Origin of the sequence: Rhodobacter capsulatus, assembly GCF_005144475.1 — a bacterium.
Classification (GTDB): Bacteria; Pseudomonadota; Alphaproteobacteria; order Rhodobacterales; family Rhodobacteraceae; genus Rhodobacter; species Rhodobacter capsulatus_C.
The window spans coordinates 1-18780 of sequence record NZ_SWJZ01000087.1; the positions used below are offsets into that span (position 1 = coordinate 1).

Annotated in this window: 21 protein-coding genes; 8 read left to right on the top strand and 13 right to left on the bottom strand. The window is 66.8% G+C overall.

Translation table 11 applies throughout. The annotated features are described in order from the left end of the window. Positions 1 to 121 precede the first annotated feature (121 nt). The 7 genes from FBT96_RS16840 to FBT96_RS16870 all read right to left on the bottom strand — a co-directional run bounded on the left by FBT96_RS16840 (position 122) and on the right by FBT96_RS16870 (position 5004). On the bottom strand, positions 122 to 1120 hold the full coding sequence (locus tag FBT96_RS16840) for a hypothetical protein (RefSeq protein WP_136908668.1): 999 nt from the start codon (positions 1118 to 1120) through the stop codon (positions 122 to 124). Then, on the bottom strand, positions 1117 to 1794 hold the full coding sequence (locus FBT96_RS16845; RefSeq protein ID WP_136908670.1) for an ABC transporter ATP-binding protein: 678 nt from the start codon (positions 1792 to 1794) through the stop codon (positions 1117 to 1119). Before FBT96_RS16845 ends, FBT96_RS16840 begins: the two co-directional genes overlap by 4 nt. Continuing rightward, on the bottom strand, positions 1791 to 2933 hold the full coding sequence (locus FBT96_RS16850) for an ABC transporter permease (RefSeq protein ID WP_136908672.1): 1143 nt from the start codon (positions 2931 to 2933) through the stop codon (positions 1791 to 1793). The genes FBT96_RS16845 and FBT96_RS16850 overlap by 4 nt, the downstream gene beginning before the upstream one ends. Next, a complete protein-coding gene (locus FBT96_RS16855) occupies positions 2933 to 3259 on the bottom strand; it encodes a hypothetical protein (protein WP_136908674.1) in 327 nt (108 codons plus the stop codon). Before FBT96_RS16855 ends, FBT96_RS16850 begins: the two co-directional genes overlap by 1 nt. Continuing rightward, entirely contained in the window at positions 3256 to 3777 is a 522-nt protein-coding gene (locus tag FBT96_RS16860) for a nitrous oxide reductase accessory protein NosL (RefSeq protein ID WP_136908676.1), read from the bottom strand. The genes FBT96_RS16855 and FBT96_RS16860 overlap by 4 nt, the downstream gene beginning before the upstream one ends. A 55-nt stretch (positions 3778 to 3832) precedes the next feature. Next, positions 3833 to 4480, bottom strand: coding sequence for a nitrous oxide reductase accessory protein NosL (locus FBT96_RS16865; RefSeq protein ID WP_136908678.1), 648 nt, complete (start codon positions 4478 to 4480; stop codon positions 3833 to 3835). A gap of 95 nt (positions 4481 to 4575) precedes the next feature. Beyond that, positions 4576 to 5004 carry a hypothetical protein gene (locus tag FBT96_RS16870; RefSeq protein ID WP_136908680.1) on the bottom strand — a complete coding sequence of 143 codons (429 nt, stop codon included), beginning with the start codon at positions 5002 to 5004 and terminating at the stop codon, positions 4576 to 4578. Positions 5005 to 5218: 214 nt separating this feature from the next. Here FBT96_RS16870 and FBT96_RS16875 point away from each other — a divergent pair, with 214 nt between their 5' ends. Then, complete coding sequence (locus FBT96_RS16875; RefSeq protein ID WP_136908682.1) at positions 5219 to 6106, top strand: DMT family transporter; 888 nt, start codon at positions 5219 to 5221, stop codon at positions 6104 to 6106. Positions 6107 to 6172: 66 nt separating this feature from the next. Here FBT96_RS16875 and choV read toward each other — a convergent pair whose 3' ends face one another. The 3 genes from choV to choX form a co-directional block, all read right to left on the bottom strand. Continuing rightward, positions 6173 to 7234, bottom strand: coding sequence for a choline ABC transporter ATP-binding protein (gene choV, locus FBT96_RS16880; RefSeq protein WP_136908684.1), 1062 nt, complete (start codon positions 7232 to 7234; stop codon positions 6173 to 6175). Further along, on the bottom strand, positions 7231 to 8262 hold the full coding sequence (choW, locus tag FBT96_RS16885) for a choline ABC transporter permease subunit (RefSeq protein WP_249306541.1): 1032 nt from the start codon (positions 8260 to 8262) through the stop codon (positions 7231 to 7233). The genes choV and choW overlap by 4 nt, the downstream gene beginning before the upstream one ends. A gap of 75 nt (positions 8263 to 8337) precedes the next feature. Beyond that, positions 8338 to 9264 (bottom strand): choline ABC transporter substrate-binding protein, encoded by a 927-nt coding sequence (choX, locus tag FBT96_RS16890; RefSeq protein ID WP_136908686.1) that lies wholly within the window; start codon positions 9262 to 9264, stop codon positions 8338 to 8340. Positions 9265 to 9380: 116 nt separating this feature from the next. On the opposite strand from choX, the gene betI reads away from it, so the two are divergent. The 6 genes from betI to FBT96_RS16920 all read left to right on the top strand — a co-directional run bounded on the left by betI (position 9381) and on the right by FBT96_RS16920 (position 14793). Next, positions 9381 to 9965 (top strand): transcriptional regulator BetI, encoded by a 585-nt coding sequence (gene betI, locus FBT96_RS16895; RefSeq protein WP_136908688.1) that lies wholly within the window; start codon positions 9381 to 9383, stop codon positions 9963 to 9965. Beyond that, positions 9962 to 11413, top strand: a complete 1452-nt coding sequence (gene betB, locus FBT96_RS16900; RefSeq protein ID WP_136908691.1) for a betaine-aldehyde dehydrogenase — start codon at positions 9962 to 9964, stop codon at positions 11411 to 11413. Before betI ends, betB begins: the two co-directional genes overlap by 4 nt. A gap of 84 nt (positions 11414 to 11497) precedes the next feature. Beyond that, positions 11498 to 13153, top strand: coding sequence for a choline dehydrogenase (gene betA, locus FBT96_RS16905; RefSeq protein WP_136908693.1), 1656 nt, complete (start codon positions 11498 to 11500; stop codon positions 13151 to 13153). A gap of 53 nt (positions 13154 to 13206) precedes the next feature. Further along, on the top strand, positions 13207 to 13842 hold the full coding sequence (locus tag FBT96_RS16910) for a thermonuclease family protein (RefSeq protein WP_136908695.1): 636 nt from the start codon (positions 13207 to 13209) through the stop codon (positions 13840 to 13842). 80 nt (positions 13843 to 13922) lie between these two features. Then, positions 13923 to 14477, top strand: a complete 555-nt coding sequence (locus FBT96_RS16915; RefSeq protein WP_136908697.1) for a DUF1003 domain-containing protein — start codon at positions 13923 to 13925, stop codon at positions 14475 to 14477. A gap of 76 nt (positions 14478 to 14553) precedes the next feature. Beyond that, the gene (locus tag FBT96_RS16920; RefSeq protein ID WP_136908699.1) at positions 14554 to 14793 is read left to right on the top strand and encodes a YdcH family protein; all 240 of its coding nucleotides are present in this window, start codon (positions 14554 to 14556) and stop codon (positions 14791 to 14793) included. Positions 14794 to 14853: 60 nt separating this feature from the next. Here FBT96_RS16920 and FBT96_RS16925 read toward each other — a convergent pair whose 3' ends face one another. Beyond that, entirely contained in the window at positions 14854 to 16251 is a 1398-nt protein-coding gene (locus FBT96_RS16925) for a helix-turn-helix domain-containing protein (protein ID WP_136908701.1), read from the bottom strand. A 110-nt stretch (positions 16252 to 16361) separates the two neighbouring features. On the opposite strand from FBT96_RS16925, the gene FBT96_RS16930 reads away from it, so the two are divergent. Beyond that, complete coding sequence (locus tag FBT96_RS16930) at positions 16362 to 16934, top strand: hypothetical protein (RefSeq protein ID WP_136908703.1); 573 nt, start codon at positions 16362 to 16364, stop codon at positions 16932 to 16934. On the opposite strand, the gene FBT96_RS16935 is transcribed toward FBT96_RS16930, so the two are convergent. After that, complete coding sequence (locus FBT96_RS16935; protein ID WP_136908705.1) at positions 16928 to 18112, bottom strand: multidrug effflux MFS transporter; 1185 nt, start codon at positions 18110 to 18112, stop codon at positions 16928 to 16930. The two genes, FBT96_RS16930 and FBT96_RS16935, sit on opposite strands and share 7 nt — an antisense overlap. Before the next feature lie 157 nt (positions 18113 to 18269). Further along, positions 18270 to 18620, bottom strand: a complete 351-nt coding sequence (locus FBT96_RS16940) for a DMT family protein (RefSeq protein WP_013066649.1) — start codon at positions 18618 to 18620, stop codon at positions 18270 to 18272. Positions 18621 to 18780 lie beyond the last annotated feature (160 nt).

The following is an 18780-nucleotide window of genomic DNA, read 5'->3' on the forward strand; positions in this document are numbered from 1 at the left end:
CCCCCCCCCCCCCCCCCCCCCCCCCCCCCCCCCCCCCCCCCCCCCCCCCCCCCCCCCCCCCCCCCCCCGGGTCGCCCCGGCGACAGCCTGGGCGAAATACTCTGCTTGCGGCGGCAGGTTTTCAGCCAAACAGGATCAGGTTCGAGCGCGCAATCACCCAGACCGTCACCGCGCCATAGGCCGCAAAGCCCGCCAGCGCCCAGAGTGTCAGGCGCCGCATCACTGCGGGCAGGGGCGCGCGCAGGCTTGCGCGAGAGGCAAAGGGGCTCACGGCGCCCAGCCCCAGCGCCAGCGCCGTGGCGCCGAACAGGGGCAGGTAAAAGGCATAGCCGATATGGCCGTACTCCGGTTTCAGGATGCAGAAGGGGCAGTGGTGGTTCGGGTTCTCGTAGACATAAAGCGCGATCGTCGAGACCATCGCCACCAGCGCCGCGGCGAAATAGCCCGCCCCCGCCAGGGCAAAAACTCCGTGCCCGCGGCCCCTGCGCAGCGCCTGAACCCCGCTTGCCAGCACCAGCCCCCCCGCAAGCGCCAGTGCCGCAAGCGCCAGCGCCGGATCGACCGCCGCCATCTCGTCGGAAATCCCCGCATTCGCCGGGGTGAACAGCTTCGAGCAGCACGAGGTGATGACATCGCTGCGCAGGTTCAGGAAATAGGCCAGCTGCAGCCCGCCTGTCAGCAGGACCAGCGGCGCGATCGCCAGCACGGCGGCATATTTCACCCGCGTCAGCGGATAGTCGCGGCCCAGCCGGTCGACGTGATCCAGCACCAGCCAGACCGCCGCCGCAAAGAAGCTGGCGATCTGCCCGTAAAGCGCGGGAAAGCCGTAGCCGTTCGCATTCAGCGTGCCCACCGCGCACATCGCGCCCACAAACAGCGTCGCCATCCGGTCGGCGTTGAACACAAAAAGAATCAGTGCCGCCGCCTCGGCCGCCATCACCAGCGCGAAAAGCGTCGAGACGAGTTCGGTGCGCCGTTCCAGAAGCAGCTGCCCGCGCGCCCCGCTGGCCAGATCCCAGTGCCGCAGCACGGAAATTCCGAAGCCCGCCGACCAGACCGCCACCAGCGCGGCCAGCGCCGAGACCAGCAGCAGCGTCAGGATCGGCGTGTGAAAGATCATGACCGCACCTGCAGGATGGCACCGTCCTGCATCTCGACCACGGCCGTCACCGGCGCCGCCGAAATGATGCGCGGATCATGGCTGGTCAGGATCACCGTTTTCCTCTCGGCGCGCAGCCCGGCGACGATGTCGAGGAAACGATGCGCCAGCGCGGTATCCAGATTGGCCGTCGGCTCGTCGGCGATCAGCACCGGCGCGTCATTCACCAGCGCGCGGGCAATCGCCGCTCGTTGCATCTCGCCGCCCGAGAGCACCTCGACCGGCATCCGCGCCTTGCCCGCCAGACCAAGTGCCTCAAGCCGCGAAAGCGCCCGGGCCTCGACCTCGGCGCGGGGCGCGCCCAGGGGGGCGGCGGGCAGCATCACGTTTTCCAGCACCGAGAGCCCCCGGATCAGGTTGAAACGCTGAAACACGAAGCCGAAGCGGCGCCGCCGCAGATCGGTCAGGAAGCGCTCGGGCAGGCCGGAAATCAGCTCGCCCGCCAGCGTGATCCGCCCCGTCGTCGGCCGCGCCATGCAGCCGACAAGGCTTAGAAGCGTCGTCTTGCCCGAACCCGAGGGCCCCATCAGCACCGTCACCCCCGGCGCGATCGCCAGATCGATGCCGCGCAGCGCGGTCACCTCGTTCGGGCGGCCCTCGTTGTAAGTCTTTGAGACGCCATGCAAAGTGATCATCGCATCACCGCATCCGGATCGGCCGCCGCGGTGCGCCAGACCGGAACCACGGTCGCGGCGGCATAGGGCAGGGTGGTCAGCAGGAACAGCGTCAGCAGCTGCAACGCGTCGAGGGCGGGGCTCAGCCGGAAGTCGGGATAGATCACCGCCCAGCCCTGCAGCAGCGGCGCAAAAAGCGCCGCCCCGGCCCAGAACACATGGGCATAGGCCAGCACCGTGCCCAGCAGAAACGCCCCGGCCGAGACCAGCCCCCCCTCCCAGAGTTTCATCGCGATCACGTCGCGCGTGTCCCAACCGATCGCCTTCAGAATGCCGATTTCGCGCGCCTCCTCGGCGGAAAGCCCGCTGGCCTTGTCGGCGGCAAAGATCGCGAAGGCCAGCAGCGCGACGAAGGCGAGCGCCACCATCACCCCTTCGCGCCAGTCGAACAGCCTCTGATAGGTGCGGGCGATGTCCGCGCGGGTGACGAACCGCGCCTCGGGCAGCGCGGCGCCGGCCTTTTCGACCACGGTCGACAGCTCGCGCGGGTTGCGCACGCTGACCGCCAGATCGGTGAACTGGCCCGCAGGCACGTTGAAAAAGCTGCGGAAATCGGCCTCGTTCATCAAGATCAGATCGGCGCTGACCAGCGCGGTTTCGGTGCCAAGCGTGCGGGCGACGTCGAAGCGGACCAGATCCCCCTCGCGGCGCGACAGAAAGAGCGGCGTGCCCTGCCATTTGAAATCGCGCAACCGCGGCACCGCCTCGCCCAGGATCACCTGACCCGGCGGCGGGGTCATCGCAGCGGCGGCGGCGGGCACCATCACCGTGTAATTCGCGCCGTTGATCCGGTCGTAAAAATAGCCCCAAAGCCGCCCCTCGACCCCGGCGACGCCGCGGATCGCGGCGATTTTCGGCACCGCCTCGGCCCCGATCATCGTCTGACGGCCCAGGCTCAGGCTTTGCACGATCAGATCCGGGGCGCCGGCCAGCGTCGTTTCGGCCTCGCGGCGCAGGCTGGCGGCAAAGAACATCGCCGAGGCCAGCAAGAAGATGACCGCGGCGAAGACCGCAACCAGGGACAGGGTCTTGACCCGCCGCCGCGCCAGCGCCGCGACGGTGAAATCCAAAAGCGCGCGGTGTCGGTGGAGCGCGCTCATCACAGATCCCCGGCCGAAAAGCCAAGCGCCGTCGGCCCGAAATCGATCGGCGGCGCAATCAGGCTGCCCGAGGGAAAATGGTCGAAAGACAAGGGGTTGTCCTGAAAGGCGGTGGCAAGGTCGGCCAGCGACGGGTGGCGGGTGTAGCGCGCCTCGGTGAAAAGCGCGAGATCGCTCAGCCCAAGGGCGCGGACGAGCCGCGCCCCTTCGGCCAGACGCGCGGCCTCGCGCGGGGCGGTCAGAACGGCATGCGTGGCCTCGACCGCGGCCAGCGCGAGAAGTGCGCCAAAGGCCGCCAGCACCGGGGTTGCGGGGCGCAGGCTCACTCGAACCGGCCTTCGTCCAGCTTCGCGGGCAGGTCGGCGGGGATTTCGGCGAAGCGCAGCAGGCGCTTGCCCGCATGATCGCGCATGAAGTCGGCCGCATCGGCGTCACTGGCCAAGGGCACGAACTCATGCCCCATCGGCCCCAGAACATCGGAACCGACGGCGAATCGCGCCGCTTCCGCCGCGATCCTGCGCAGGTCGTAATAGTCGGTTACCGCCATCGCGGTGATCTGCGCGCGGCGGCGTCCGGTGGCGTATTTCGGCACATCCTGCACGAATTTGAAGCAGTCCTTCGGACCGTCGAAATGGAAGGCCGCACCATCGGCAAAGACCACCGTGGCGATCCATTCGGGGTAGCGCGCGACGAACATGCCGCAGACCGGGCAGGTGTCGCGCGGGCCGGGTTCGGGCAGATCAAGCCCCGCGGTCGCGGCACGCAGGCTTTGCGGCAGGCCGAAGCCAAGGGTCGGGGCGGCGGCCAGAAGGCCAAGCGCGCTGCGACGGGAAATGTTGCACATGGTCAACTCCATCCCCGGCCATGCCGCACGGGCACGGCCGGAATGTTGCAAAAGGTCAATGCGAGCCGGGCATCTTCATGCCGGTCTGATGCCGTTTTTCGGCCCGGCGCTTGCGGATCATCGCGGTGTCCCCGGCCATTTCGACATAGGCGGCCATCAGCGCCTCGTCGAAGCCTGCAAGCTTCGCCTCGGCGCTGCCCGCGGCGGCGGCCTCGGCCTTGGCGCGGTCGGCAAAGGCCAGTTTCGACACCGCCGACATCGTGCCCGGTTTTGCGGGATCGATCACATAGGTCATCGCGGCGCTATCGGCGAGCGGCTTCGTCTCGCCCTCGGCCCCGGCATCGCCCGCGTAGATCGCCTTCGGCCCGGCGTCCATGTTCAGCGCCAGCGAAATCGCCGCGCAATGGATCGAGCAGGTGCCGTCCACGGTGTCGTTTTCATAGACGATCAGATGGCGCGAGGCGGAATACATGCTGCGCATCATGCCGCAATAGGGGCAGCGCGGATATTTGCCCAGATCGTCGGTCAGCGGATCGGGATCGACCTTGAGAAACCGGGTCAGGCCGTTCTCGTCGGTCCATTGCATCGGGCTGACCGGCTTTTCGGCAGGCGTCATCGCCATTTCGGCGCGGGCGGGCAGGGCGGCCAGCGGCACAAGCGCGGCGGCAGTGGTGGTGGCGGCAAGAAAATCACGACGTTTCATCGCTGTCTCCAAAACGGATGGCATGGCAGGGATCTGGTGCGGCGGGGACCCCGCGGGGACGGGGAGGGCGGGACGCTGCCCCCCTCGCGCCCCCGTCACAGGGTCGCGACCGCCGGGGGGGCGCGGATCAGCCCGCTGCGCGGCAAAGGCGCGATGAAGGAAAAGGGGATCAGGGCCGCCGGGTCCAGCGCGGCCAGAAGCTGCAGCAGCGGCGGCGGCAGAACCGGCGGCTCGGGCGTGGCGAAGGCGCAGACGGCGGCGCTGGCGCAGATCGCACAGGGCGCATGGCCGGTCGTTTGCACCATCCGGCCCGAGGCGGGGTCATAAAGCGCCACGCCCTCGCCGGTGCAGAGCTGCAGGAAACCCGCCCGCGCGCCGGGGGCAAGCCCCGCCAGTTCCTGCAGCGCCGAGGCGCTCAGATGTTCGGCAAAGACCAGGCTCTGCAGCGCAAGCGCCAGCACCGCCAGCCACCGGGCGAAAACGCCGGTGCGGAAGGGCATCTGGGGGCGGGCAGGGCGGATCATCAGGGCTCGCGGTTGCGGTTTGGCACAGGATTGCGGCAGTCCGGGCGGAAAGCAACGTCCTTCGTGCCGTTGTTTCGGGCCGCCCTGCATCTGGGCTACCCGGCCCGAGCGCCCCGCGCCTTGACCGAGGTCAAGGCCGCAGGCCGATCCTGCGGCGCTGTATCCCGCACAATCGGCCCCTTGCGCCCCCGCCCGGCGCAGGGCAGCAAGGGGCATGACGTCGATCCCCGATCAAAACCGCCCGGTCGAGGGTGTGCTGTGGATGCTGGCCACCGGCATCGCCTTCGTCTTCGTCAACGGCATCGTGCGCTATCTGGGCACGGCGCTGCCCGCCGCCGAATCCGCCTTCATCCGCTTCGCCTGGGGGCTGCTGTTTCTGGCCCCCTCGCTGCTGCCGCTGTTGCGGAGCGGCGTTTCTGCGCGCCTTTTCAAGTTGTTCGCGCTGCGCGGTGCGCTGCATACGGTGGCGGTGGTGCTGTGGTTTTACGCCATGGCGCGGATCACGATTTCCGAGGTGACGGCCATCGGCTATCTCAATCCGATCATCGTCACCCTTGGCGCGGGGCTCTTGTTCGGCGAGGGTTTTCGCCCGGCGCGGATGGCGGCGATCGGCGTGGCGATGCTGGGCGCGCTGGTGGTGCTGCGCCCGGGCCTGCGCGAGCTGTCCCCCGGCCATCTGGCGCAGCTGGGCGCGGCCTTCGGCTTTGGTCTATCCTATCTGGTGATGAAACGGCTGACGCAACTGGCCCCGGCCTCGACCGTGGTGGCGGTGATGGCGCTGTCGGTGACGATCGGCCTTGCGCCCTTCGCGCTGGCGGTCTGGCAGCCGGCAAGTCTGTCGCAGGTGCTTTGGCTCGGCGCGGTCGCGGTCTTTGCGACGGCGGGGCATTACTGCATGACCCGCGCCTTTGCCTGCGCGCCGATGACGGTGACGCAGCCGGTGACCTTTCTGCAGCTGGTCTGGGCGACGCTTTTGGGCTGGTCGGTCTTTGGCGAGGCGGTCGACCCCTGGGTGATCCTGGGCGGCGCCATCATCCTGGCTGCGGTGGTCTTCCTGACCTGGCGCGAGGCGCGTGGGGAGAGGGCGAAAGGGCGTATTTGAGCCAAGAAGAAACCCGAAGCCGAGAGACTCCGGGTTTCCGTTTCTTCTTGGCGCAAATACGCCTCTTTACCCCTTGGCGGCGGTGCCGCGCGGGTCGATCAGCCGGGCGATCACGCCCTCGCGGGTGATGCGCCGCCCGTCGGTCAGCGCCACGGCGGGCACGGTCTTCAGAAGCTCCATCACCTTGATCACCGGGGTTTCGGGCGCAATCGGCGTGCCCTCGGCCGCGCCCGGTTCGGCCATGTCCTCGGCCGTCAGCACCCCAAGCGGGTTCATGTGCGCGACGAATTCGGCGACATATTCATCGACCGGATTGGCGATGATTTCCCGCGCCGTGCCCATCTGCACCAGCCGCCCGCCCTCCATCAGCGCGATGCGGTTGCCCAGCTTGAAGGCCTCGTCCAGGTCGTGCGACACGAAGACGATGGTGCGCTTGAGCGTCGATTGCAGGTCCAGAAGCTCGTCTTGCAGCTTCGCCCGGATCAGCGGGTCCAGCGCCGAGAAGGGCTCGTCCATCAGCAGGATCGGCGCTTCGGTGGCGAAGGCGCGGGCGAGGCCCACGCGCTGCTGCATGCCGCCCGACAATTCGCCCACCTTGCGCTCGGCCCAGTCGGTCAGGTTCACCAGTTTCAGTTGCGCATCGACGCGGTCGCGCCGTTCCGCCTTGCCCATGCCGCTCAGTTCCAGACCCAGCCCGACATTCTCGCGCACCGTCCGCCAGGGCAAGAGGCCGAATTGCTGGAACACCATCGCGACGCGGGTCTGGCGGATCCGGCGCAGGGTCTGCGGATCGGCATGGGTCACATCGACCAGACCGTTGCCGTCGCAAACCTCGACCTTGCCGCGGCAGACCGGATTGAGCCCGTTCACCGCGCGCAGAAGCGTCGATTTGCCCGAGCCTGACAAGCCCATCAGAACAAGGATTTCGCCCTCGGCCACGGAAAGCGAGCAGTCATGCACCCCCAGAACCTGGCCGGTGCGGGCCTGGATCTCGGCGCGCGACATCCCCTCGTCCATCAGCGGCAGGGCGCGATCCGGGTGATCGCCAAAGACGATCGAGACATTGTCGAAGCGCACCGCGACGCCTGCGGTCAGCTTCGGATCGGTGATCAGATTGGCATGTCTCATTTCGATCCCCCGAAGCGCATCATCCGGTCCAGCACGATGGCGACGACGACGATGATCATTCCCGATTCAAAGCCCAGTGCGGTGTTGACCGAGTTGAGCGCCCGCACCACCGGCACGCCAAGCCCGTTCGCGCCGACAAGCGCCGCGATCACCACCATCGAGAGCGACAGCATGATGGTCTGGTTCAGCCCCGCCATGATCTGCGGCAGCGCATAGGGCAGTTCGACCTTCCACAGCACCTGCCGCGGCGTGGCGCCAAAGGCGCGGGCGGCTTCCAGAAGCGGTTGCGGCGTGGTCGAGACACCAAGATGCGTCAGCCGGATCGGCGCGGGAAGGACAAAGATCACCGTGGCGATCAGCCCGGGCACCATGCCGATGCCGAAAAACACGATCGCCGGGATCAGATAGACGAAGGTCGGCAGCGTCTGCATCAGGTCGAGGATCGGCTGCATCGCCAGGTAAAGCCGCGGCCGGTGCGCGGCGGCGATGCCGATCGGCACGCCGACCGACATGCAGACCACGCAGGCCGAGATGACAAGCGTCAGGCTTTCCGTCGTCGGTTTCCAGTAGCCCTGGTTGAAGACGTAAAGCAGGCCCAGAAGCACGGTCAGCAGGATCGACACGCGGCGCTGCAGGAACCACGAGATGCCAAGGAAAAAGCCGGTCATGATGAAGGGCTGATAGTCCGGCGGGTAAAGCGGCGTGTATTCGGCCGCCCCGGTGATCCAGGAAATGTCCAAGGGCGTGGCAAAGATCGCCATGATCCCGTCGATCAGCGTTTCGAAGATCGCGGCCAGATGGTCGAAGACCAGCGAGAAGCTGTCGCGCATCCATTCGAAGACGTGCTTGGCCCAGGGGCCGACGGGGATTTTCCATTTTCCGGTAAAGAGATCGGTGCCGCTGTGGCCGGTGATGAGCCCGGTGCCGATCAACAGCCCCGCCAGTTTCTCCAGCACCGTCTTGAGCAGGATGGCGCCGAAGATCGACGCGGCGATGGTGCCGATCAGGCGCATCGTTTGCTGTAGCATGTCGCTTGCCTTGCGTGGTTCGGAAGACCGACAGGCGGGGGCCCGCCTGCCGGGATCGTCAAGTCAGCGCAAGGCTTACTTCAGCGCCGCGGTCACGGCCGCCAGACCGTCGCCGCCGTCCTTGGTGGTCACGCCCGCCAGCCAGGGCGCCAGAACTTCGGGATGCGCCGCCAGCCAGTCCCGCGCGGCGGTCGGCGGGTCGATGCCGTCATCGAGGATCTTGCCCATGATCTCGTTTTCCATCGCCAGCGAGAATTCGAGATTGGTCAGCAGCTTGCCGGTGTTCGGGCATTCGGCGACATAGCCCTTGCGGACGTTCGTGTTCACCTCGGCGCCGCCGAAATTCGGGCCGAAGACGTCATCGCCGCCGGTCAGGTAGCTCATCTTGAAATTCGCGTTCATCGGATGCGGTTCCCAGCCGAGGAACACCACCGGGGTGTTGTCCTTTTCGCCCTTGGCGACGGCGGCCAGCATCCCCTGTTCCGAGCTTTCGACGACTTCGAAGCCGGTCAGGCCGAACTTGCCCGCGGTGATCATGTCGAGCACCAGACGGTTGCCGTCATTGCCCGGCTCGATCCCGTAGATCTTGCCTTCCAGCGCGTCCTTGTGCGTCGCGATATCGGCGAAATCCTTGAGGCCGAGCGCGGCCCCCGCGGCATTGGTGGCCAGCGTATATTTCGCCCCGACAAGGTTCGTGCGCACCGTTTCGACCGTGCCGTCATCGCGGTAGGGGGCCAGATCGGCCTCCATCGAGGGCATCCAGTTGCCAAGGAAGACATCGACATCGCCCGAGGACAGCGCCGTATAGGTCACCGGCACCGACAGAAGCTTGATGTCGGTTTCATAGCCCAGCGCCTGCAGCACCGTCGTCGTCACCGCCGTCGTCGCGGTGATGTCGGTCCAGCCCACATCCGAGAAGGTCACCTTGTTGCAATCGGCAGCGGCCGGAAGGGCGAGCGAAACTGTCGCAGCCCCGGCAAGAAGGAAGGAACGAAGCGTCATCAGGGTCTCCCGTTGGTTGCCCGGTTTACGGTCAGGCTTTTTGTTGATTGACGAGTCAATAAACTTGCCTGTAGCTCCTAAAAGCAAGTTCTTTTTTGAGCGGAGTCGCAAAAGAAATGCCGAAGCTTGGAGCAGAGCCTATTCGACGGGCGGCCTTGGTGAAAGCCACGATCGAAACGGTGGGCGAGGCGGGATCGCTTGAGGTCACTGTAGCACAGATTGCGCGGCGTGCGGGGATGTCCTCGGCCTTGGCGCATCACTATTTCGGCTCGAAGGAGCAGATCTTTCTGGCCGCGATGCGCGCCATTCTGACGCTTTACGGCGCCGAGGTGCGCGGGGCGCTGGCCGCGGCCGAGCGTGGCCCCGAATCGCGGCTGCGCGCGATCATCGCGGGCTCGTTCTCGCAGGGGTCGTTCCGGCGCGAGGCGATCTCGGCCTGGCTGAATTTCTACGTGCTGGCGCAGACGAACCCCGAAGCGATGCGGCTGTTGCGGGTCTATCAGCGCCGCTTGCGCTCGAACCTGCAGCATGAATTGCGCCCGCTGGTGGGGACGCGGGCCGAGGCGGTGGCGCGCGGTCTGGGGGCGATGATCGACGGCGTCTACATCCGGGCGGCCTTGGCCGAACATGCGCCGGATCGCGCTTATGCGCTTGAAATCGTCTATGAATATCTGAACCGGGAACTGGAGGTGCGGTCATGAGGGCACAGCCGAAGGCCAGCCATTTCGTCAATGGCGCATGGGTCGAGGACAAGGCCGGCGCCGAGATCGAGGTGATCTTTCCGGGCACCGGCGAGGTGATCGCGGTGCTGCACGAGGCGACGCCCGCGGTGATCGAAGCGGCGCTGTCGGGCGCGGTGGCGGCGCAGCGCGCCTGGGGCGCGTTGAAGCCCGTCGAGCGCGCGCGGATCCTGCGCCGGGCCGCCGATCTGATTCGCGCCCGCGGGGCGGAACTGGCGCTTCTGGAAACCCTCGACACCGGCAAGCCGCTGCAGGAAACGCTGGTGGCCGACTGGCCCTCGGGCGCCGACAGCCTGGAATATTTCGCCGGGCTGGCGCCGACGCTGACCGGCGAGACGATCCCCTTGGGCGGTGATTTCGCCTATACGATTCGCGAGCCGCTGGGGGTTTGCGTCGGCATCGGGGCGTGGAACTATCCCAGCCAGATCGCCTGCTGGAAGGCGGCCCCGGCGCTGTCGACCGGCAATGCGATGGTGTTCAAGCCCTCGGAAATCACCCCCCTTGGCGCGCTGCAGCTGGCCGAGATCTTCATTCAGGCGGGGATGCCCGCGGGGGTGTTCAACGTCGTGCAGGGCCGGGGCGCTGCGGGCGCCGCGCTGACCACCGATTCGCGGGTGGCCAAGGTGTCGCTGACCGGCTCGGTCGCGACCGGCGCGCGGGTCTATGCGGCGGCGGGCGCGGGGATGAAACATGTGACGATGGAGCTGGGGGGCAAATCGCCGCTGATCGTCTTTGAAGATGCCGATCTGGAAAGCGCCATCGGCGCGGCGATGCTGGGGAATTTCTATTCCTCGGGGCAGGTCTGCTCGAACGGGACGCGGGTCTTCGTGCAGAAATCGATCAAGGAGCGCTTCCTGACCCGGCTGGCCGAGCGCACCGCTTTGATCAAGGCGGGCGATCCCCTGGACGAGGCCACGCAATTCGGCCCGCTCGTCAGTGCGGCGCAGCATGCCAAGGTGCTCGGCTATATCGCCACGGCGAAAGCCGAGGGGGCGCGGCTGATCTGTGGTGGGCAGGCGGGAAACGAGGGGCCGCTTTTCGTGCAACCGACGGTCTTTGCCGATGTCACCGACACGATGACGCTGGCGCGCGAGGAAGTCTTTGGCCCGGTGATGGCGGTGCTGGATTTCGAGACCGAAGACGAGGTGATCGCGCGGGCGAATGGCACCGACTTCGGGCTGGCGGCGGGGGTCTTCACTGCCGATCTGGCGCGGGGGCACCGGGTCATCGCGCAGCTGCAGGCGGGGACGTGCTGGATCAACGCCTATAACCTGACGCCGGTGGAGATGCCCTTTGGCGCGGTGAAAGCCTCGGGCGTCGGGCGGGAAAATTCCAAGGCCGCGGTCGAGCACTATACGCAGGTCAAGGCGGTCTATGTCGGCATGGGGCCGGTCGAGAGCCCCTATTGAAACGCAGGCCGGGGGGTCCCCCCCCCCGGACCCCCCGGCGTATTTGCGCCAAGAAGAAACAGGGTTCAGGCAGAGGGTCGCGCGATGGATGCGGATTATGTGATCGTTGGGGCAGGCTCGGGCGGCTCGGCCTTGGGCTATCGGCTGGCCGAGGCCGGGCATCGGGTGGCGATCATCGAATTCGGCGGCACCGATTGGGGCCCCTTCATCGAGATGCCCGCGGCCCTGTCTTACCCGATGAACATGGGGCGCTATGACTGGGGCATGGGCACCGAGCCCGAGCCGTTCTTGGGCAACCGCCGTCTGGTGACGCCGCGCGGCAAGGTGATCGGGGGGTCGTCCTCGATCAACGGCATGGTTTATGTGCGCGGCCACGCCTGCGATTTCGACCATTGGGCCGAGCAGGGCGCGGCGGGCTGGGGCTATGCCGATGTGCTGCCCTATTTCAAGCGTCAGGAACATTGGCACGGCGGCCATGATGGCGCCGACGCGACCTGGCGCGGCTCGAAGGGCCCGCTGCATGTGACGCGCGGCCCGCGCAAGAACCCGCTGTTTCAGCATTTCATCGAGGCGGGGGCGGCGGCGGGCTATCCGGTGACGATGGATTACAACGGCGAGCAGCAGGAGGGCTTCGGCCCGATGGAGGCGACGATCTGGCAGGGGCGGCGCTGGTCGGTGGCCTCGGCCTATCTGCGGCCCGCGATCAAGACCGGGCGGCTGAAGATCGTCCGCGGTCTGGCGCGCAAGGTGGTGATCGAGAATGGCCGCGCCGTGGGGGTGGAATACGAGAAGGGCGGCGAGATCAAGGTTCTGAAGGCCAAGGCCGAGGTGGTGCTGGCGGCCTCGGCTTTGAACACGCCGAAGCTTTTGATGCTGTCGGGCATCGGCGATGGCGCACATCTGCAAGCGCAGGGGATCGAGGTTCTGGCGCATCGCCCCGGCGTGGGCTCGAACCTGCAGGATCACCTTGAGATCTATATGCAATTCGCGTCGAAGGAACCGGTGACGCTGTACAAATACTGGAACCTTTGGGGCAAGCTGACGGTCGGCGCGCAATGGGTGCTGACGAAGCGGGGCCTTGGCGCCTCGAACCAGTTCGAGGCCTGCGGCTTCATCCGCTCCGACAAGGGCGTCGAATATCCGGATATCCAGTATCACTTCCTGCCGATCGCCGTGCGCTATGACGGCAAGGCCGCCGCCGAGGGGCATGGCTTTCAGGTCCACACCGGGCCGATGCGGTCGAAATCGCGCGGTACGGTGCGGCTGCGGTCTTCGGACCCGCGCGAAAATCCGGAGATCCGTTTCAACTATATGTCGCATCCCGACGATTGGGAGGAGTTCCGCAAGGTGGTGCGGTTGACCCGCGAGATTTTCGCGCAAGCGCCGATGGCGCAGCATGTGAAGCACGAGATCCAGCCCGGCGCCGCGGTGCAATCCGACGCCGAGATCGACGCCTTCATCCGCGATCACGCCGAAAGCGCCTATCACCCCTGCGGCACCTCGCGCATGGGGCGGGCCGATGATCCGATGGCGGTGGTGGACCCCGACGCCCGGGTGATCGGCGTCGAGGGGCTGCGCGTTGCCGACAGCTCGATCTTCCCGCGGGTGACGAACGGCAACCTGAACGGGCCCTCGATCATGACCGGCGAGAAGGTGGCCGACCATATCCTTGGCCGCCGTCTGCCCGCCGAGAATGCGGCGCCCTGGATCAACCCGAACTGGCGCACGTCACAGCGGTAAGCATGACCGGCGCGCAGGCTTGCGTTCGCGTTACGTTCTGTTAACGTCCGCGCATGGTGAAGTGGGTTCTGATCGGGCTTGTGCTGGCGCTGCCGGCGCAGGCCGAAATCTTGCAGGGGCGGGCGCGGGTGGTCGATGGCGATACGCTGGCGATCGGCGCGCAGAAGGTGCGTTTGTTCGGGATCGACGCGCCGGAACATGATCAGCTGTGCAAGGATGCGCAGGGGCGAGACTGGCCCTGCGGGCAGGCGGCGCGGGATCGGCTTGGCGCGCTGGCCGCTGGCACGGTGCGTTGCGCGGGCGGGGATCGTGATCGCTACGACCGGCTTCTGGCGGTCTGCAGCGCGGGCGGGCGCGATCTGAACGCGGTTCTGGTGGCCGAGGGCATGGCCGAGGCCTACCGCAAATATGCGCGCGACTATGTTCCCGAGGAGACGCAGGCGCGCGCGGCGCATCGCGGCATCTGGGCCGGGCCGCATCTGGCCCCCGAGGCGGTGCGGCATGGCCCGGCGCAGACCCCGCCCGGGGCCTGCCGGATCAAGGGCAACATCTCGAAGAAGGGGCAGATCTTCCATCTGCCCGGCGCGCGCGATTACGACCGCACGAAGATCGACGAGACAAAGGGCGAGCGCTGGTTCTGCACCGAGGCCGAGGCGCTGGCGGCGGGCTGGCGGCCGATGGGCCGCTGATCGCGCCCCCCCTCTCACGTCCTCGTCGGTGGACATCCGGCCCGCCCCGTCGCAGCATGGCGCAAACGGCAGGAGGCCCCATGGACGCCAAGCTTCGCATCCTTTCCGAACGGCTTTTGCGCAAGAACTTCGAGGAGTTGAACGAACGCGACCGGCGCGTGCTGCGCCATGTCGCCGAACATGGCACGGTGGCGCGCGATCTGAGCCAGCCCGAGGCCGATCTGGGCGCGCGTGTCGCCGACCGGGTCGCGGCCTTTGGCGGATCCTGGAGTTTCATCGGGATTTTCGCGCTGGTTCTGCTGGGCTGGGTGGCGCTCAATACCGTGATTCTGGTCACGGCTGTTGACCCCTATCCCTTTGTTTTCCTGAACCTGATCCTGTCGATGCTGGCGGCGGTGCAAGCCCCCGTGATCATGATGAGCCAGAACCGGCAGGCGGAAAAGGACCGGCTGGCGGCGGCGCATGATTACGAGGTGAACCTGAAGGCGGAAATCGAGATCATGCGGCTGCATGAAAAGCTGGATGACTTGCGGATGGTGGCGCTGGAGGGGCGGTTTGCGGCGCTGGACGCGCGGCTTGACGCGATTGCGGCGGCGGTGGGGGCCGAGAAGGGCGCGGACAGGGCGGCGACTTGACACGGGTCAAGGTGGCGCAAGCCGCGCGGGTCTAGGCTTGAGTCGTAGGAAATGAAGACCGAAAAGGAAAAGCCCCATGTCGAACACCCCGCATACCCTGTCCGAGGAATTCCCGTTCGAGATGGAAAAGCTGCATGCTTTGAAGGTCTCGAACGCCCATTTTGCCAAGCTTCTGGAAGATTACGACACGGTGAATGACAAGGTTCACCGGGCTGAAACCAATGTCGAACCGCTGGAACATTTCGCCGAAGTGGATCTGCGCAAGCAACGCGCGCATATCAAGGACGAAATCGCCCATATGCTGCACCATTCCTGACGACCTCCACAGACTGATCGACAAGCCTCGGATTTTCCGGGGCTTTTCGATGTTTGGAGCTCAGGCGATGTCGTAGGGCAGCAAGCCGCGGCGGTTCGGATCGACGCGCAGGCGGCGTTCGAGCGGCGGAACCGAGCGCTGGTGGCAGTCCTTGCGCTCGCAGATCCGGCAGGAAATCCCGATCGGCTGATAGGCGCGCGGATTGCCCAGTTCCATGTCGTCGGCATAGACCATGCCGCGGGCATGGCTGACCTCGCAGCCCAGACAGATCGCATAGCGCCGCACCGGGGCGGTGAAGCTGCCGCCGGTTTTCGACACGTCGCGCGCCAGACACAGATAGCGCACCCCATCCGGTGTCTCGGCCAGCTGGCGCAGGAATTTCGTCGGCGTTTCAAAAGCCTGATGCACGTTCCACAGCGGGCAGGCGCCGCCGAAACGGGCGAATTGCAGCCGCGTCGCGGAATGGCGCTTGGTGATCGTGCCGGCCTGATCGACGCGGACGAAGAAGAAGGGAATCCCCTTGGCGCCGGGGCGCTGCAGCGTCGAGAGCCGATGCGCCACCTGCTCGATGCTGGCGCCGAACGCATCGGCCAGCCGTTCCAGATCGTGACGGGTTTCCTGCGCCGCATCCAGAAAGGCGCGATAGGGCAGCAGCGCGGCGCCCGCGAAATAATTCGCCAGACCGATCTTTGCGATCGCCCGCGAGGTCTCGGATTGAAACCGCGCCAGATCGAGCGTTGCCTCGAGCAGCTCGTTTTGGGTGATCAGCGCGACCTGATGCAGCAGCTGGAACGCCTGCGTCGAGCGGCTGGCATGGGCGGAGATCAGGATGCGGTCGCCCTCGCGCGTGCGCAGCTCGGAAATGTTCGAAAACTGCACGTCGACGCCGCGGGCGCGCAGGGCGTCGGTGGCTCGCAGGATCGGGTCCAACCTCTTGCCATCCGGGCAGGAAAAGCGTTCGGCGGCGCGATCGACGGCGTCGATGTAATTGTCGCAATAGTGAAAGAAGTCGCGGACCTCTTCCCAAGGGGAAACGACCGTCTGCGCGCCCTCTCGGCCGAGGGCCTCGTCGAGCGAGGCCAGCCGTTCATGCGCCTGTCTGTAGGCGCGGTGCAGCTCCAGAAACGCCCGGGCAAGCGCAGGCGCATTCGACGCCGCCAGCCGCAGATCGGCCAAGGGCGGCGTGCCGCCATCGGCAAAGACCGGATCCGCCATCGCCTCGCGCATGTCGGACACCAGCCGTTCCGCATCGCCCGCCGAAAGCTCGGTCACATCAAGCCCGAACTCGCCCGCCAGCGCCAGCACCACCGCCGCCGAAACCGGGCGGTGGTTGTTCTCCATCTGGTTCAGATAGGGCAGCGACACGCCCAGCCGGTCGGCAAAGGCCTTTTGCGTCAATCCGAGCCGCGCCCGGGTCTCGCGCAGTTTCACACCGGCATAGAGTTTCTGCGTGGCCATGCTGCCCTCTGCTTTGCAAAATTCTCGTAGCCTTTGCAAAGGGCAGGTGCAAGGGGAGGTTGCATTGCTGGGACAAAGCGCCCTAGCTTGGCACAGGAAAGGGAGGGCGCATGCGGCTGTCGGCTCTGATCGTTTTGGCTTTGTGCGGCTGCGCCCCGGTGCCGCCCGAGATCCCCCCGCCCGAGATCACCCCGGCCGAGGCGGCGCGGATCGCGGCGCCCGATCCGGCGCTGGCGGTGCGGATCGCCCAGTTGATGCCGCGGCTGCGCGCCGAGGAACGGGCGCGCGATGCCCGGGCCTTGTCCGAGGGGCGGGGGCTGAGCCCGCGCGAACAGGACATCGCCCGCAGGGTCGGTGTCCGCCATCCGGAAAAGGTGCGGCTTCTGGCGCTGGCGCAGATCGCGCCGATGACCGACCCGGAGCTGGCGCGGCTGTTCCGGGTCGAGCGCGCCTGGGGGCTGACGACGGGCTACGGCATCACCGTGACGCAGGCGCCGGTGCCCGACTGGCTTTTGGCGCATGAGCTGGTGCATGTGGCGCAATACGAGCGGCTGGGCGCCGAGCCGATGTTGCGCCGCACGCTGACCGAGTCGCTGGTCTTGCCGGGCAATCTGATTCCGATCGAGCGCGAGGCGATTGCCCGCGGTGATGCCGTGGCGAAATCGCCCGCTTATGGCTATTGAGGCCGCCGCATCACCCAGAGGATCGCCGCGACCGAGAGCGCCGAGGAGGCGAACATCACCCACAACAGCCGCGCCACCTCGACCTCGGGGCCAAGCAGGGTCGCGGTGAGGCTGGCCAGCACCGCGCCGGTGCCGATCGTCATCGTCGCGCCAAGGCCCGAGGCGGTGCCCGCCAGATCGGCCCGCACCGACATCAGCCCGGCATTGGCCGAGGGCAGCGACAGGCCGTTGCCGATCCCGGTCACGCCGACGACGGTGAAAAAGGTGATCGGGCCGAGCACGCCCGCGGCCTTGGCGATCAGCGCCACGGCGATGGCGGCGGTGGCGAGTGTCGTGCCCCAAAGCACCATCCGGTCCATCCCCAGATGCAGCGAAAACCGCCCCGAAACCCAGTTGCCGATCAGATAGCCAAGCGAGGGCAGGGCGAAGAAATAGCCGACCTCGACCGGGCTCAGGCCAAAGGCCTGCTCGCCCACCAGCGCCGCGCCGCCGAGATAGGCGTAGAAAAGCCCGGCCGAGGCGGCGGCCGACAGCGCATAGCCCCAGAACTGGCCCGAGCGCAGCAGGATCGGATAGGCTCGCATCTGTGCGGAAAACCCAAGCCCGCCGCCCGAGACAGTCTCGCCCATGTCGGCCCAGACCAGCGCGAAAAGAGCCGCGCCCGAGGCGGCCAGCACGGCCAAGTTCGCCTGCCAGCCGAAAAGCCCGTCCAGAAGCCCGCCCACCGCCGGGCCGATCATCGGCACGAGCGACATCCCCATGGTGACATAACCGATCATCGAGGCGGCACCGGGGCCGGGCACCATGTCGCGCACGGCGGCGCGGGCCAGCACGAAGGCGGTGGCCACCACCGCCTGCACGAAGCGCGCGGCCAGGAAAGCCTCGGCATTCGGCGCAAACAGCGCCGCGACCGAGGCGAGGGTGAAGATCGCCACCACCCACAGCAGCACCGGGCGGCGGCCGTAGCGGTCGGAAATCGGTCCGACAACGAATTGCGCGACGGCCGAGGCCGCCAGATAGGCGGAAACCGCCAGCTGCATCAGCCCGTAATCGACGCCGAAATGCCGCGCCATGCCGGGCAGCGAGGGCAGGAAGATGTTGAGGCTGAGTGCCGCCACCCCGGTGGCGAGCACGAGGGTGACGATGTGCGGGGCCGTCTTGCGATCAAGGAATGCCATGGCCCCGCGCTAGGCTGCGCGCGTCATTTTGTCCATCGGGTAAAATGTATGCGTCACAAGATCGGGGCGGGGCGGGCGCTGCCCGAGGGCCTTTGGGCCCTCGGTCGTCTTGGGGCCGCCGTTCCGGGGGCCTCGGCGATGGCCTCGGTCAAATCTCTCAGCCCTTGTTCGAAAAGATCAGCGCCGCCCCGGCGATGATCAGGGCAAAACCGCCCAGGGTCCGCCAGGTCGGCGGCTCGCCCAGCCACCAGGTGTTGAAGCCGACGAAGACGGTGAGCGAGATCACCTCCTGCATCACTTTCAGTTGCGCGGCGGACATCGTGCCGTAGCCGATGCGGTTGGCGGGCACCATCAGGCAATATTCGAAAAACGCGATGCCCCAGGAAATCCCGATCGCCACCAGCATCGGCGCCGATTTGAAGCGCAGATGCCCGTACCAGGCGAAGGTCATGAAGACATTCGAGGCGGTCAGCAAAAGAAAGGTGACGAGGGGCGCGGGAAGGGTCATGATCGGCTCCGAAACGGCTGCGTCCTCCTAGCGCGCCGGGCCCGCCGACTCCAGCTTATTTGCAATATCGCAATTCGCACTTGGCGGCTTGAGAATTATTTGCAAATTTTCCCGAATCCGCTTGGTAACATTCTTTCGTTCCATTAGGTTGCGCGGAAAT